The organism is Herbaspirillum sp. meg3, from assembly GCF_002257565.1.
Lineage (GTDB): Bacteria > Pseudomonadota > Gammaproteobacteria > Burkholderiales > Burkholderiaceae_D > Herbaspirillum.
The window spans coordinates 2,984,387-2,998,695 of sequence record NZ_CP022736.1; the positions used below are offsets into that span (position 1 = coordinate 2,984,387).

The window sequence follows — 14,309 nt, forward strand, 5'->3', positions numbered from 1 at the left end:
GACCGGCGCAGGAAATTTGGCAAACCTGCTCCACCGGTCAAGATCGCTTATGCATGCTTATGCACGCTTATAAATTTACTCGGAGACGCTGCTGGTATCCGCGTCTTCCGTCTTCTTCGCTGGTGTGTGCCCCATATTGGTGGAGATATTGTTGCCCCACTCAAAGGCTTCTGTCTCCAGAGCGTAGAACTCTTCTACGGACAACTGCAGGCCGGTCAGCAAATCATTCATCTCTGCTACGGTTTTATCAGCCTTTTCAGTCCACTCCGCCAATTGCAGGATTTCGCCATAAAAACCGGTGCGGAACAGCAAAGCATCGCGGATCTCTTCACTGACCGTAATCTGCGTCAGAATCGCCTCCATCCGGATACCGAACAAGGCGTCCACCAACGACATGATGCCGACGGTAAAGGCGATTTCGGACATCTTGCGGCGGCCCGGTCGCACTTTTTCCGTGATCAGTTCCAGTATCTTGCCGCGCGTCGCGGCCAGGATCAGCAGCGGAGACAGCGAATGCTTCTCTTTTTCGGTATTGGCAAATAACAGAATCTGCAGCCAGCGCTTCAATTGGCGGCGTCCCAGCACGATCAACGCCTGTCCAAGCGAATCGATGTGCTTCATGAAACCGTATACAGGCGTATTGACGAGACGCAGCAGCGTCAGGCTCAATGCCACGTCGCGCTTGATATAGCGGACAATTTCACCGTTATCGACGTTGCGCACCAGCAGCGTCAGAATATGCATGATCACGATCTTCGACGCTTCCAGCTTCTTACCTTGCAGGATCACCGGTTTGGCGAAGTAATAACCTTGAAAGTAATCAAAGCCGAAGGTCACGCAATCGCGGAATTGTTCAACCGTCTCGACCTTTTCGGCCAGCAGCATCTTCTGGGCGCGCTTGAAGTGCACACTCAGCTTGAGCAGCTTGCTGGCATCGAGCTCCATAACGTCGATCTTGATGATTTTTACCAGCGGCAGCAGCTGAGCGATGTCCTCAGACTCTGCGATGACATCGTCGAGTGCAAACACATAGCCGGCACGGGACAATTCTGTCACACGCTTAACCAGCTCAGGCGTGACTTTGACAGTCTCAAGAATTTCCAGCACCACCTTGTCGGAAGGTAGAAAATTGATGAAGTCGCTCATCAGCACGGTGGCGTCGACGTTGATAAACCCGTGCAGACTGCCGATGACGTTGTTGAGACCGAGTTCGGACGCATGCGCGATCACCGATGCGGTCGCGGACACGTCATCGTTCACATTGGCGGGGCCAAAGGCGGCACTGCGGAATAGCAACTCGTAGCCGATCAACTCCTGTTCGCGATTCAGGATCGGCTGTCGTGCCAGAAAAAAGTCGTGGGCGTGTTGTTGCACTTGCGCCGGGGTGACGTGATCAGGAGACGGTTCAGTCATGATTTCTTGTTGTAAATAACCCCAGCACTTTCGGCAAACAATGTATCTTCGGCATGACTTTCTATTGTATGCCGTGATGCGTCATGAATACCAGAAAACATTTCACAGGTGAGACGGCAATGCAGCCCTAGCCCTGCATCGGCGCCAATCTCGTCAGAACGAACCATCCTAGGCTTCTCCCGATTCCAGCAAGAAGCCTGCACCGCTGTCGCGTCCCAATACCTTCACCAGGTAGGGCATGACTTCCTTAAGAGTAGCTTCCAGCGTCCATGGGGGGTTGAGCAAAAACATGCCGCTCGTGTGCAAGCCAAACCCGTCCGGCGACGGCGAGCAGATCGACAGCGTCACATTCAGCCAGCTCTTGGCGCCCAGGCGTTTCAGCCGGTCAGAGAATTGTTTGGATTCTATCCGTTGCAATACGGGATACCAGACAGCGTAAGTTCCAGTCGGGAAGCGCACCAATGCGTCCTGCAGGGATTCTTTTACGCGCTGATAGTCGCGCTTGTCTTCATAAGGAGGATCGATCAGCACCAAAGCGCGGCGCGATGGCGGCGGCAGCAACGCCTTGAGCGCCAGAAAACCATCACCGCGTTCGACCAGCACGCGACGGCCACGGCCTGACGGACGCTTGCCCTGCTCGGCGGCATGCGCATCAAGCTTGCGGAAGTTATCCGCCAGCACTTTGCTTTCAGTCGGATGAAGTTCAAACAGACGCAGACGATCCTGCTCGCGCATCACCTGGTTGGCGCAATAAGGCGAACCCGGGTAATAGCGCATCTTGCCGCTGGGATTGAGGTCTTTCACCAGTTGCACGTAGTCGGCAAGGGCTTCAGGTAAATCAGTACGATCCCACAATGGCGCGATGCCGGTTTCGTATTCAGCATTCTTGCTGGCGTAATTTCCGTCCAGCGCGTAGACACCCGCACCGGCATGGGTATCGATCACCATGTACGGAGTTTCTTTCTGGCCTAAATAACGCAGTAGTTGGATCGTAACCATGTGCTTGAGCACATCAGCATGATTGCCAGCATGAAAGCCATGGCGGTAACTCAGCATAAAATCGTTCGAATCCCTGATATGTTAATGGCGTCAACGGCCAGCTGTGGCAGCACTCTTGCGATCAAAAAACGATGCAATTTGGTACTTTCTCACAAATAATCTCGCATTCTAACAAGGTTGCCCCCTCAATAGTCGTCCCTGCTCTCGTTTGTTACAAACCTGCCAACACATTTTTGCAACCTACTCGCCAGAACGATCTAATCGGAAATACGCATCCAGCAATGATGTCTTGAAGACAACGCCCAGCAACTGTGGATTCTCAACACTGGCGATCACCGGCAAACGCTCCCCCTGGTGATCGAGAAACAGTTGCAAAGCCTCGCCCAGCGACATGTCCGGCGTCACTTCATGCAGAAAATGCGTGCGCATGAAGTCACCGGCGCGTTTGGTATCCGTGTCGGTGTCGTTCTTGTCGAGCAGCAACGACGTCACGTCCTGCAAAGCGACGACGCCCAGATACCGGTTGTCCTGATCGGTAATGTAGATGTACTTCACCGGATATTGCAGGAAGATCCGCGTTACCTCCGAAAACGGTGCGTCCTTCTGCAGGACGGTTTCTGCAGGCTTGATCAGTTCGCTCATGTGCGTGCCGCGCAGGCGGATGCGCTCTGCTGCGTCGCGGTGGCGTTTGAGGGTGATCTCGTACATCGAATTGCCGTCGAGACTGCGCGCGATGAAATACGCCACCACGCACGACAGCATCAGCGGCAGTACCACCTGATAGCTCAGCGTCATTTCAAAGATCATCAGGATTGCCATCAACGGTGCATTGGTGGCTGCCGCCAGAAAGGCCCCCATGCCGACCATGGCATAGGCAAACGGCTGCGAAATCGCATGCGGCCACAGCGCGTGCGCCACGTCACCGAACAAGAAGCCGATGGCAGCGCCCACGAACAAGGTCGGCGTAAAGATACCGCCCACCGCGCCGGAGCCGGTGGTCAGCGCGGTCGCGACGATTTTGTAGATCATCACGACCAGCACAGTCGACCACAACCAATTGGTGTGCAGCAGCGAATTAACGACGCTGTAGCCGTTACCCCAGACTTCCGGCACCTGGATTGACAGCAGGCCGACCAGCAAGCCCCCCACACCCAGACGCACCGGCAGCGGCAAACGGGTTTTCTGGAACAGCTGCTTGCTGATATCCAGCAGACGCAAAAACTGCGGCGCCAGCAAACCGGCGATGATTCCGAGCACGACAAAGAGGATGATTTCAACACCGCCGACTTCCGGGAAATACGGCATTTCGTAGGCCGGCGCGTAACCCGGCAGTTCACGCATGGTGATGTTGGCCACGACAGACGCCACGACGACGGGGCCGAAGCTTTCCATCACCAGCGCGCCAAGCACGATCTCCGTCACGAAGAAAGCGCCGGCAATGGGCGCGTTGTAGGCCGACGTAATCCCCGCCGCTGCGCCACAAGCCACCAATAGCCGCATGCGTGACGCCGGAAAGTGCGCAAACCGCCCCACCAGCGATGCACACAAGGCCGCCAGCTGGACCATGGGCCCTTCCCGCCCGATCGAACCGCCCGAGCCGACGGTCGCCAGCGACGACAAGCTGCGCAATAAAGTATGTCGGATGGGAATGCGGCCGTCACCGATGGCAACCGCCTCCATATAGTCAGAGGTCGCACCAGCCGGCATGCGTTTAGCCCAGATCAGGATCAGTCCGGCCACCACACCGCCGCAGGTCGGCAGCAGCACACGCATATGCCAGGGCAGGCCTTTGGCGATTTCCACGAAGCTGCCGCTATGGCCGGTCAGCAGGTATTGCACCCACCCGATGCATTCGCGAAAAAAAATGGTCGCCAGCGCGCCGACGAAGCCGATGATGGCCGCCCACAGCAGCATGGCGTGGCTTTCCGACATGCGGAAAAGTTTTTGCAGGCGAAAGCGAAATTTAAGGAGGCTGGTGCGCATCGACAATGTCTTCAGTCTTTGTCGACATCGACAATCAGCGACCGCAAATAGTGCATGTCTTTTTCAACCGCGGCGTCCGCCTTCTTTTGCATCCGCTGATAGCAAGAAATGACCTCGCGCGCCACCTCGGTGATGCTGGCGCCGCCGCCTTTGGCGCCTCCGGTTGCGGTTTCCACCAGCGGCTTGGTGAAGCAGCGGTTCATTTCTTCCACCAGCAACCAGGCGCGGCGATAGGACATCTCCATCTCCCGTGCCGCGCCGGAAATCGAGCCGGTGCGTTCAATCGCCAGCAGCAGCGCGGCTTTACCGGGGCCGAAGGCAATCGTCTCGCCTTGCATCACGCGCAGTCGTACGGTTTTGGAATTTGTCATGGACGAGATTGTAGCAAGGGCCTCGCTCAAATTATATGAAGAACTCGTATCACGATGATGAATGAGATGAGTTCCATATCCGGCAGCGAATTGACTATCGCTATATCCTTACGTATATTTCGACCACATTCGCCTTCCCATTTCAAAAAAACAGGAACCTCCATGTTCACGACCGCCACCGCACAAACCATGCGCCGACTCGCTGCGTCCGCCTCTTTCGTCTTGCTGGCGCTGCCCTTTGCGGCGACAAGCGCGCACGCCACCGATCTGGTGGTTTCCGCTGCCGCCAGCCTGACCAATGCATTCAAGGAGCTCGGCGCGGCGTTCGAGCAGCAAAACCCGGGCGTCAAGGTCATTAACAACTTCGGCGCGTCCGATATCCTGATGCAACAGATCGTGCGCGGCGCGCCGGCCGACGTATTTGCTTCCGCCGATCAAACCGCGATGGACAAAGCCGTCGCCGAGAAGGCAGTACAACCGGCTACCCGAAAGAACTTCGCCGCCAACCAGATCGTCCTGATCGTGCCGAACGACAGCACCCTGCCACTGACCAATCTGAAGGATCTGACCCAGGCCAGCGTCAAGAAAGTCGCACTCGGCAATCCGGCATCGGTGCCATTCGGCCGCTACACCAAAACCGCTCTGGAACATGCCGGGCTGTGGGATACGGTGCTGGCTAAAGGCGTGATGGCGCAAAACGTGCGCCAGAGCCTGGACTATGTCGCCCGTGGCGAAGTCGAAGCCGGTTTCGTGTTCGCAACCGATGCCGCCGTGATGCCGGACAAGGTCAAGGTGGCGATCCGCATCCCATCCGACACGCCGGCCACTTATCCGATCGCCGTCACCACCAATACCGCACAAGCGGAACTGGCCAACAAATATCTCGCCTACGTGCAATCAGCTGCCGGCCAGGCGGTGCTGACCCGTTACGGCTTCCTGAAACCCTGATACCCTGCGGGCTGATTCAACTTCAACTCTTACTCAATCAGGCGTTTTCTTTATGGGTTCAGTCTGGACGCCGTTGCTCCTCTCGCTAAAAGTCGCGGGATGGGCAACGGTGCTTAATCTTTTCTTTGGTGTCGCGGCGGCCTACGGCCTGTCGCGTTGGCGCTCGCCCTTGCGCGACCTGATCGACTCCATTCTGACACTACCGCTGGTGCTGCCGCCGACCGTGCTTGGATACTACCTGCTGGTGCTGCTCGGCAAGCGAGGTGTCTTCGGCGCCTGGCTGGCAGACATGGGTATCGAGCTGGTATTTACCTGGCAAGGTGCCGTGATTGCATCAACGATTGTTGCCTTCCCGCTCGTCTTGAAATCGGCTCGCGCCGCCTTTGAAAACGTCGACAAGCAACTGGAAAATGCAGCCCGCGTACTGGGCGTGTCTGAAGCCGGCGTATTCTTTCGCGTCAGCTTGCCATTGGCCGCGCGCGGCATTGCTGCCGGCGTCTTGCTGGCGTTCGCGCGTGCACTGGGTGAATTTGGCGCGACACTGATGATTGCCGGCAATCTGCCGGGACGTACCCAAACCTTGTCGGTCGCCATCTACGAAGCAGTGCAAGCCGGCGACGATTCCACCGCGACCTTACTGGTCGTCATTACTTCAGTCACGTGCGTCGCGGTCTTGCTGATCGCCGGACGACTGGTGCCGGAACATGCACGCCGGGCGGATCTGTCATGAGCGTCGACGTCCATATCCGCAAAGAACTGCGCGCCAATGATCGCGTGTTCGATCTGAATATCGCTTTCTCGTCCGATAGCGACCGCATCGTGCTGTATGGCCCGTCCGGCGCAGGCAAGAGCCTGACACTCAAGGCCATCGCAGGACTGATGACGCCGGACGAAGGCAAGATCAATCTCAATCAGCGGACATTGTTCGATGCAGCACATGAGATCAACGTCCGCCCGCAGCAGCGCAACGTCGCTTATCTTTTTCAGGACTACGCCCTCTTCCCACATCTGACCGTGGCGCAGAATATCGCCTTCGGCTTGCAGCGCGGCTGCCTCAACCTGCGTCGACCGGCAGCGCATCCGACAGTGATGAAATGGTTGCAGGCATTTGGCCTGGAAGCAACTGCAGGCAGCTACCCTTCGCAAATTTCCGGAGGCCAACGCCAGCGTGTTGCCTTGGCGCGCGCACTGGTGGCACAACCGGATATTTTGCTGCTGGACGAGCCTTTCTCAGCGCTTGATCTGTCCCTGCGTGAACGCATGCGTCACGAGCTGAGTGAATTGCAGCAGCAATTGCGCGTGCCGATGCTAATCATTACGCATGATCCTGCCGACGTTGACGTACTTGGTGATGCCGTCTTTGAGGTGCGCGACGGCACGATCAGACAGCACAAATAAGCATCAATAAAAAAAGCCGCACTCTTGTGAAGTGCGGCTTTCCCATCGTCGGCGCTATAACGCCCTAGTCTCCTCAGACATTCTCTCCAGCCTGACGCCGTTCTCTATGATTGAGACTCAGCCTCAGGCGACTTTCTTTTCCTTGCCGTCGAAGAATTGTTCATCTTCGGTCGAACCGTGCAGCGCAGTCGTCGACGACTGACCTTGCTGGATCGCTTGTGTCACAGCATCGAAATAGCCGGTACCGACTTCGCGTTGATGCTTGACCGCAGTGAAGCCCTTGTCGGCTGCGGCAAATTCGGCTTCCTGCAACTCGACGAAGGCCGACATCTGGTTGCGTGCGTAGCCGTGTGCCAGATTAAACATCGAGTAGTTCAGCGCATGGAAACCAGCCAGCGTGATGAACTGGAACTTGTAGCCCATCGCGCCCAGTTCCTTCTGGAATTTGGCGATAGTGGCATCGTCCAGATTCTTTTTCCAGTTGAACGATGGCGAACAGTTATACGACAGCATCTTGCCCGGGAACTTGGCGTGAATGGCTTCGGCAAACTTCTTCGCGAAAGCCAGATCCGGCTTGCCGGTTTCGCACCAGACCAAATCGGCATAGTCGGCGTAAGCCAGACCGCGCGAGATTGCCTGCTCAATGCCCGGACGGGTCTTGAAGAAGCCTTCAACAGTACGTTCGCCGGTCAGGAAAGGCTTGTCGTTGTCGTCCACGTCGGATGTCAACAAGTCGGCTGCTTCCGCGTCGGTACGGGCGATCACCAATGTGGTCGTGCCGGAGACATCGGCTGCCAGACGTGCTGCGTTGAGCTTTTCAACTGCTTCGCGTGTCGGCACCAACACCTTGCCGCCCATGTGGCCGCACTTCTTCACCGATGCCAGTTGATCTTCGAAGTGAACGCCGGCGGCGCCTGCGTCGATCATCGACTTCATCAGTTCATAGGCGTTCAGCACGCCGCCGAAACCAGCTTCTGCATCAGCCACGATCGGCGCGAAGAAATCGATATCGTTCTTGCCCTCCGACCATTGGATCTGGTCAGCGCGCTGGAAAGTGTTGTTGATGCGCTTGACCACCATCGGCACCGAGTTGGCCGGATACAGCGATTGGTCAGGATACATTTCGCCGGCCAGGTTGGCGTCGCCGGCAACTTGCCAACCGGACAGGTAGATCGCCTTAAGGCCGGCCTTGACTTGCTGCATCGCCTGATTGCCGGTCAGTGCGCCCAGTGCGTTGACGAACGGTTCGTTGTTGACCAGATTCCACAGTTTTTCAGCGCCGCGCTTGGCCAGCGTATGTTCGATCTGCACCGAACCGCGCAGGCGTACCACGTCGTCAGCGGTGTAGTTACGCTTGACACCCTTCCAGCGTGGATTTTCTGCCCAGTCTTTTGCCAATGCCTGGATTTGCTGTTCACGTGTTGTCATGGTCAATCTCCTTAAGGTTAATCAGGTAGTCGAAAAATGGAGGTCAAAAAGTGAATTCCATGACTTCATAGTAGGCTTTTGGGTGCGCAGCAACAATGTCTTATATAAGACATATCAATAAATTATTTTCCTTATTATTCAATTAGTTAATTCAATGATTTTGCGATACGAAATGAAATTTCTGAAAATGAAATAAATTCATGATGCTGCGCAATCGTATTTTTCACAATATGAAATGCTATTTTTGCATCATGAAAAATCACCGTTTTAACCGTCGACTTCACGCCTTCTGTCACGCAAATGAAAACGTGCGAGGCATAATGGCAGCATTCTTTCATTATAAAAGTAACGTTTATCGACCAACGATTCAGCTCTTTACCGCATCCACCTCATTCATAAAGATAAGGAAAAACATGAACAGCAGAGAAGAGACACTCAAACAATGGCAAACCCGCGAAGCCGAAGTCCGCGCCAAACTCGCCGCACCCGGCGTCGCCTCGATGGACGACCTGAAAGCAGGTACAGGCATGGAATTTTTGCAGCGCATCTGGGACGGCGAACTGCCGTCGGTACCGATCGGTGAAACCATGGACTTCGTCCCCATCGAAGGCGAACCCGGCCGCATTGTCTTTCAGGGCACACCAGGCAAGCAGCACTACAATCCGCTCGGCAGCGTGCACGGCGGCTACTTTTGCACCCTGCTTGACTCTGCCGTGGGTTGTGCGGTGCACTCCGTGCTGCCGCAAGGCATGGGCTACACAACATTGGAATTGAAGGTCAATCTGATCCGCGCATTGACGGCCAAGACCGGCCCGGTGCGCGCCGAAGGCAAGGTCATTCAGGTCGGCAATCGTGTCGGCATCGCCGAAGGCCGCATTGTTGACGTTGACGGCAAAATTTATGCGCATGCAACAACAACCTGCCTGGTGTTTCCATTGCCATAAACTAATTGGTCAAGCAAGCACGTCGGATGAATGGTGGCATCGTCCGACAGCGCTTTCAGCAGAAGTCAGGTGGCGAATCTGTTGTCTATTGCAGATAGAAGGGTCAGAATGGCGTCTATAGAAATTTACGCCGACTGCCTACATGCATTACGCCCTGGATATACGCACTTTCCTCTTCAGCCATTATTTCTATACCGGCCTGCGCATCGCCACGGGTGTCGTCGGGCTCACCATGCTGGTCTTCAACATGGCCGACATGCAGACGACCATGACGGTCTTCCTCGGCGCGCTTTGCACCAGCCTGATGGACTTGCCGAGTCCGCTGCGACACAAATTCAATGAAATGCTGGCAGGCGTGCTGCTCTGCACGCTGGTGATGCTCGTGATCAGCCTGTGTGCGCCGATCCACTGGCTGGTCAGCGTGGCGATGGTGGTCGTCAGCTTCCTTGCCAGCATGATGGTGGTGTACGGCAAGAAGACGCTGCCGCTGCAATTTGCTGCGCTGATGGTCATGACGCTGTCGATGGAAAACACCGTGCCGTTTGAAGAAGCCTTCCTGCATGCCGGCTTCTTCCTCGCTGGTGGTCTGGGTTATCTGGCGTATTCGATGACAGTGTCCTATTTCTTGCGACGCCGCGTCAAACAGCAGGTTCTGGCAGAAGCGCTGTTCGAGCTGGCGCGCTATCTGCGCATCAAAGCGGATTTCTACGACGTGCGCAGCGATCTGCAGGCGCAATTCACGACACTGGTACGCCAGCAGATCGTGCTGGCAGACAAGCTGCAAGCATCGCGCGACCTGGTGCTGCGCGACATGCACACCAAACAGGACGGCTTGCTGGTGCACGTCCACCTGAGCATGCTGGAGCTTTACGAGCAGGTCTTGTCGACGCACGCCGACTACGCGCTGTTGCGCAGCCATTTCGGCGACACCGACGTCATCATCTTCCTGCGCGATCTCGCCAACAAGACGGCTGAAGATATCGAATCCATTGCCTACGCCGTGACCCGCAAGCGTGCATCCACACCGACCGTCAATTACAAAGCCGAGTTGCGCGCCGTGCAATATGAATTGCAGCAACTGCAGCAAGACAGCCTTGCCGGCCACATTCCGGATGAAGCCATCACGGTGCTGCGCGTCACTTACAACAAGATCCTCGACATCATCGAACTGATCTCGCAATTGCATCTGGCAACGCGCACGCCGATTGACGCCATTCCTATCCTGCCGGGTTCGGACATGACGCCGTTCCTGACGCAACAAAAGTACAAGGCCGGCCTGCTGATCGCCAACCTGCGCTGGCAGTCGCCGATTTTCCGCTTTGCCATCCGCGTCGCGCTGGCGGTGTCGACCGGGCTGTGGATCGCTTCCGCGCTGCCCTACATGTCGCACGGCTACTGGATCGTGCTGACCATCGTCATCATCCTCAAACCCAATTTCAGCTCGACCAAGCAGCGCATGAGCGACCGTCTGATCGGCACCATCATCGGCTGCCTGATCACGGCGCTGATCCTGCGCTTCGTACACGACCCGATGGGATTGCTCGCAGTCCTGTTCATCGCCAGCGTGGCGGCGCCCGCCTTCACTTACGTCAAATATCGCTACACCGCGATTGCGGCGTCGGTACAGATTCTGATGCTGCTGAACCTGTTGCTGCCGGCGGGTCATCACGGTGTAATCGGCGAACGCCTGATCGACACCATCATCGGCGTGGCCATTGCCACCATCTTCAGCTACGTCCTGCCGAGCTGGGAATATCGCGATCTGCCGCGCCTGCTCAAGAACGTGCTGCATGCCAGCCATCGCTACATCAAGGCCAGCCGCGACATGCTGGAAGGAAAAGTCGGCGACGACTTCTTCTACCGCGTCTGCCGTAAAGGTTTCATGGACAGCTTGTCGGCGCTCATTTCGGCACAGGTGCGCATGATGGACGAGCCGATGAGCAAGCAACGCGCCGTGCGCGAGATCAATCGCTTTGTGGTTCAGAACTATCTTGTCGCCGCCCACATTGCCGCCCTGCGCATCATGCTGCGTCGCCATGCCGAAGGCCTGCCGCGTGAACCGGTCAACAAACTGATCGAACAGACCTACCTGAATGCCACTGCGCATCTGCTGCAAGCGCAAAGCATTCTTGAGGGTCCGAACGCAAAGCAGACCGTCCCCGTCGAGGATGTCGCGCCTGCTGTTGTGAATCCCCTGGCCGACACGATGGCGGCTGAAGATTTCGCGCTCACCACACAGCCCAGCACCCCGGAATGGTCGGGCTGGCACACACTACGTCGCCGCTCCGCTCTGCTCAACAACGACTTGCAGGAAATCGTGGCGCAGACCGGCGCTATCGAAAGCATTCTGCGGAAAGCCGAGCCGGTATAAAAAACGGCGGGAGATGTTACCTCCCGCCGTTTTTATTTCTGCGGCATCTTTTTATCCAACCATTCAGGCCGCTGCAGGCGTCAACCGAGATGCATGCTGAGACGTCACCTGCAACTTCAACCCACCCTTCTCACGCAGTGTGTGCGCTGCCTGCACCATCCGTGTCAGCGCTTCATGCGTTTCCGTCCAATTGCGAGTCTTCAGGCCGCAATCCGGATTCACCCACAGGCGCTGATCGGAGATCACGCCACGTGCCTTCTCCATCAAGCGCACCATGTCATCGACGTTCGGAATCCGCGGCGAGTGGATATCATAAATGCCCGGACCGATGTCGTTCGGATAGTTGTACTGACCAAAACCATCCAGCAACTCCATGTCCGAACGTGACGTTTCGATCGTGATCACATCGGCATCCATTGCCGCAATCCACGGCAGGATGTCATTGAATTCCGAATAGCACATGTGGGTGTGAATCTGCGTCTCGTCCTTGACGCCGCCCGCACTGATCTTGAACACGCGCACCGCCCAATCCAGATAATCCGTCCAGTCGACGGCCTTCAACGGCAAGCCCTCACGGAAGGCAGGTTCATCGATCTGAATCATGCCGATGCCGGCTTTTTCCAGATCGCAAACTTCATCGCGCAACGCCAGCGCGATTTGCAACGCGGTCGTCGCGCGCGGCTGATCGTCGCGCACAAAAGACCATTGCAGCATCGTCACCGGCCCGGTCAGCATGCCCTTCATCGGCTTTTGCGTCAGGCTTTGCGCGAACTGGCTCCAGCCTACCGTCATCGCTTCCGGGCGATACACATCGCCGTAGATGAATGGCGGCTTGACGCAGCGCGAGCCGTAGCTTTGCACCCAGCCGTTCGCGGTAAAAGCGTAGCCCCACAGCTGCTCACCGAAATATTCGACCATGTCATTACGTTCCGGCTCGCCGTGCACCAGGACGTCCAGGCCGAGTTCCTCCTGCGTGGAGACCGCCAGGCGAATCTCGTCGCGCATTTTGTTCAGATAATCCAGATGACCGATCTCACCTCGCTTGTAAGCAGCGCGTGTCTGACGGATCTGTGCGGTCTGAGGGAAAGAACCGATGGTCGTGGTCGGAAACGCAGGCAGATTCCAACGTTGCTGCTGGATCGCGATACGCGCCGGGAAAGCAGAGGTGCGATCCGCATCGGTGCTCGTGACAGCCTTCAGCCGCTTTTGCACGAGTGGGTTATGGATGCGTGGCGAGCTGCGTCGGGCCGCCAGTGCAGCGCGTGCGGCCGCGAATTGGCCGGCAACGGCATCTGCATTGCCACTCAGCGCTTGCTTGAGTACAAAGATCTCATCCAGCTTTTGTGTAGCGAAAGCCAGCCAGCTTCTCAATTCTTGATCCAGTTTGTTTTCATTGGCGAGATCGACTGGCACGTGCAGCAACGAGCAACTCGACGCCAGCCATAAGCGCTTACCCAACTTGTCGTGCAAGGGCTTGAGCGTCGCCAGTGCGGTATCCATATCACAGCGCCAGATATTACGGCCATCGACGATACCCACCGACAGAATCTTATCTTCAGGCCACTTGTCGGCGAACTCCTGCAATTGCGCCACGCCGCGAACACCATCCAGATGCACGCCCGCGACCGGTAAGCTGCGCAACAGATCGGCGTGTTCACTGACCGTGTCGAAGTAGGTCGTCAGCAGCAAGGACGGTGCAGCATTGGCCAGCCTGATGTAGACGGGCAGAAAAGCATCCAGCCACTCCCGGCTCAGCTCCAGCGCCAAGATCGGTTCGTCGATCTGTACCAGCGCGACACCGTTGTCACGCAAGCGGGCCAGCAATTTTTCGTATCCGGCGACGACTTTCGGCAACAAATCCAGCTTGTGAGACAAACCCGACTTGATCTTGCCGAGAAACAGCAAACTCAGCGGCCCGAGCAAGACGACCTTGGTCTGTGCCGATGCAGAACTCGACGACAGCTGCACCTGCGCCTCCGCAATCTCGTCAAACAGCCAGTCGACACCGCCGTCAAAGGACAGCTCCGGCGTCCACTCCGGTACCAGGTAGTGATAGTTGGTGTCGAACCACTTGGTCATTTCCAGGGCGAAGTGATCTTCGAGGTGATTTTTACTCCCCCGCGCCATCATGTAATAGCCGCTGAGATCAAGTGTCGACGGATCCAGGTTAAAACGCGTCGGCAAGGCGCCCAGCAGCACCAGCGTGCCCAGTACGTGGTCGTACCACGCGAAATCGCCCACAGTCACATAATCCATGCCGGCGGCGGCCTGCGCCTGCCAATGACGCGCACGTAACTCCTTACCAGTTGCGCGCAGGTCAGCCTCGGTAGCCTCGCCCCTCCAGAACGATTCCATCGCAAATTTCAGTTCACGCTGCCCGCCGATGCGCGGAAAACCCAATACGTGTGCAACATGTTCCGAACGAACCGCACCAGACAAAGCCATCGCCAACTC

12 protein-coding genes are annotated in these 14,309 nt (G+C 56.7%); 5 read left to right on the forward strand and 7 right to left on the reverse strand.

What is annotated here, in order from left to right; translation table 11 throughout:
* Positions 1 to 75: 75 nt before the first annotated feature.
* From hmeg3_RS13315 to hmeg3_RS13330, 5 genes are all read right to left on the reverse strand, one after another.
* Positions 76 to 1,413 carry an EAL and HDOD domain-containing protein gene (locus hmeg3_RS13315; protein ID WP_094564147.1) on the reverse strand — a complete coding sequence of 446 codons (1,338 nt, stop codon included), beginning with the start codon at positions 1,411 to 1,413 and terminating at the stop codon, positions 76 to 78.
* On the reverse strand, positions 1,410 to 1,580 hold the full coding sequence (locus hmeg3_RS24725) for a hypothetical protein (RefSeq protein ID WP_157739267.1): 171 nt from the start codon (positions 1,578 to 1,580) through the stop codon (positions 1,410 to 1,412). Before hmeg3_RS24725 ends, hmeg3_RS13315 begins: the two co-directional genes overlap by 4 nt.
* A gap of 1 nt (position 1,581) precedes the next feature.
* Entirely contained in the window at positions 1,582 to 2,469 is an 888-nt protein-coding gene (locus hmeg3_RS13320; protein WP_094564148.1) for a 23S rRNA (adenine(2030)-N(6))-methyltransferase RlmJ, read from the reverse strand.
* A gap of 183 nt (positions 2,470 to 2,652) precedes the next feature.
* Positions 2,653 to 4,395 (reverse strand): ClcB-like voltage-gated chloride channel protein, encoded by a 1,743-nt coding sequence (locus tag hmeg3_RS13325; RefSeq protein ID WP_094564149.1) that lies wholly within the window; start codon positions 4,393 to 4,395, stop codon positions 2,653 to 2,655.
* Between the two features lie 11 nt (positions 4,396 to 4,406).
* Positions 4,407 to 4,766, reverse strand: coding sequence for a winged helix-turn-helix domain-containing protein (locus hmeg3_RS13330; RefSeq protein WP_094564150.1), 360 nt, complete (start codon positions 4,764 to 4,766; stop codon positions 4,407 to 4,409).
* Positions 4,767 to 4,928: 162 nt separating this feature from the next.
* On the opposite strand from hmeg3_RS13330, the gene modA reads away from it, so the two are divergent.
* From modA to hmeg3_RS13345, 3 genes are read left to right on the forward strand one after another with little or no spacing between them, the layout of a single operon-like run.
* The gene (modA, locus tag hmeg3_RS13335) at positions 4,929 to 5,714 is read left to right on the forward strand and encodes a molybdate ABC transporter substrate-binding protein (protein WP_369828821.1); all 786 of its coding nucleotides are present in this window, start codon (positions 4,929 to 4,931) and stop codon (positions 5,712 to 5,714) included.
* 52 nt (positions 5,715 to 5,766) lie between these two features.
* On the forward strand, positions 5,767 to 6,444 hold the full coding sequence (modB, locus tag hmeg3_RS13340) for a molybdate ABC transporter permease subunit (RefSeq protein ID WP_094564151.1): 678 nt from the start codon (positions 5,767 to 5,769) through the stop codon (positions 6,442 to 6,444).
* Positions 6,441 to 7,112, forward strand: a complete 672-nt coding sequence (locus tag hmeg3_RS13345) for an ABC transporter ATP-binding protein (RefSeq protein WP_094564152.1) — start codon at positions 6,441 to 6,443, stop codon at positions 7,110 to 7,112. Before modB ends, hmeg3_RS13345 begins: the two co-directional genes overlap by 4 nt.
* Positions 7,113 to 7,235: 123 nt before the next feature.
* Here hmeg3_RS13345 and aceA read toward each other — a convergent pair whose 3' ends face one another.
* Positions 7,236 to 8,540, reverse strand: a complete 1,305-nt coding sequence (gene aceA / locus hmeg3_RS13350) for an isocitrate lyase (RefSeq protein ID WP_094564153.1) — start codon at positions 8,538 to 8,540, stop codon at positions 7,236 to 7,238.
* A gap of 413 nt (positions 8,541 to 8,953) precedes the next feature.
* On the opposite strand from aceA, the gene hmeg3_RS13355 reads away from it, so the two are divergent.
* Together hmeg3_RS13355 and hmeg3_RS13360 are read left to right on the forward strand one after the other, a co-directional pair.
* Complete coding sequence (locus hmeg3_RS13355) at positions 8,954 to 9,484, forward strand: PaaI family thioesterase (protein ID WP_094564154.1); 531 nt, start codon at positions 8,954 to 8,956, stop codon at positions 9,482 to 9,484.
* 142 nt (positions 9,485 to 9,626) lie between these two features.
* On the forward strand, positions 9,627 to 11,855 hold the full coding sequence (locus hmeg3_RS13360; protein WP_094564155.1) for an FUSC family membrane protein: 2,229 nt from the start codon (positions 9,627 to 9,629) through the stop codon (positions 11,853 to 11,855).
* 63 nt (positions 11,856 to 11,918) lie between these two features.
* Here hmeg3_RS13360 and metE read toward each other — a convergent pair whose 3' ends face one another.
* Positions 11,919 to 14,300 carry a 5-methyltetrahydropteroyltriglutamate--homocysteine S-methyltransferase gene (gene metE / locus hmeg3_RS13365; protein ID WP_232511638.1) on the reverse strand — a complete coding sequence of 794 codons (2,382 nt, stop codon included), beginning with the start codon at positions 14,298 to 14,300 and terminating at the stop codon, positions 11,919 to 11,921.
* Between the last annotated feature and the right edge of the window lie 9 nt (positions 14,301 to 14,309).

Bases quoted from the DNA above. Each gene is read 5' to 3' on its own strand.
- hmeg3_RS13315 (WP_094564147.1), bottom strand. From the start codon at position 1,413: ATGACTGAACCGTCTCCTGATCACGTCACCCCGGCGCAAGTGCAACAA.
- hmeg3_RS24725 (WP_157739267.1), bottom strand. From the start codon at position 1,580: ATGGTTCGTTCTGACGAGATTGGCGCCGATGCAGGGCTAGGGCTGCAT.
- hmeg3_RS13320 (WP_094564148.1), bottom strand. From the start codon at position 2,469: ATGCTGAGTTACCGCCATGGCTTTCATGCTGGCAATCATGCTGATGTG.
- hmeg3_RS13325 (WP_094564149.1), bottom strand. From the start codon at position 4,395: ATGCGCACCAGCCTCCTTAAATTTCGCTTTCGCCTGCAAAAACTTTTC.
- hmeg3_RS13330 (WP_094564150.1), bottom strand. From the start codon at position 4,766: ATGACAAATTCCAAAACCGTACGACTGCGCGTGATGCAAGGCGAGACG.
- modA (WP_369828821.1), top strand. From the start codon at position 4,929: ATGTTCACGACCGCCACCGCACAAACCATGCGCCGACTCGCTGCGTCC.
- modB (WP_094564151.1), top strand. From the start codon at position 5,767: ATGGGTTCAGTCTGGACGCCGTTGCTCCTCTCGCTAAAAGTCGCGGGA.
- hmeg3_RS13345 (WP_094564152.1), top strand. From the start codon at position 6,441: ATGAGCGTCGACGTCCATATCCGCAAAGAACTGCGCGCCAATGATCGC.
- aceA (WP_094564153.1), bottom strand. From the start codon at position 8,540: ATGACAACACGTGAACAGCAAATCCAGGCATTGGCAAAAGACTGGGCA.
- hmeg3_RS13355 (WP_094564154.1), top strand. From the start codon at position 8,954: ATGAACAGCAGAGAAGAGACACTCAAACAATGGCAAACCCGCGAAGCC.
- hmeg3_RS13360 (WP_094564155.1), top strand. From the start codon at position 9,627: ATGCATTACGCCCTGGATATACGCACTTTCCTCTTCAGCCATTATTTC.
- metE (WP_232511638.1), bottom strand. From the start codon at position 14,300: ATGGCTTTGTCTGGTGCGGTTCGTTCGGAACATGTTGCACACGTATTG.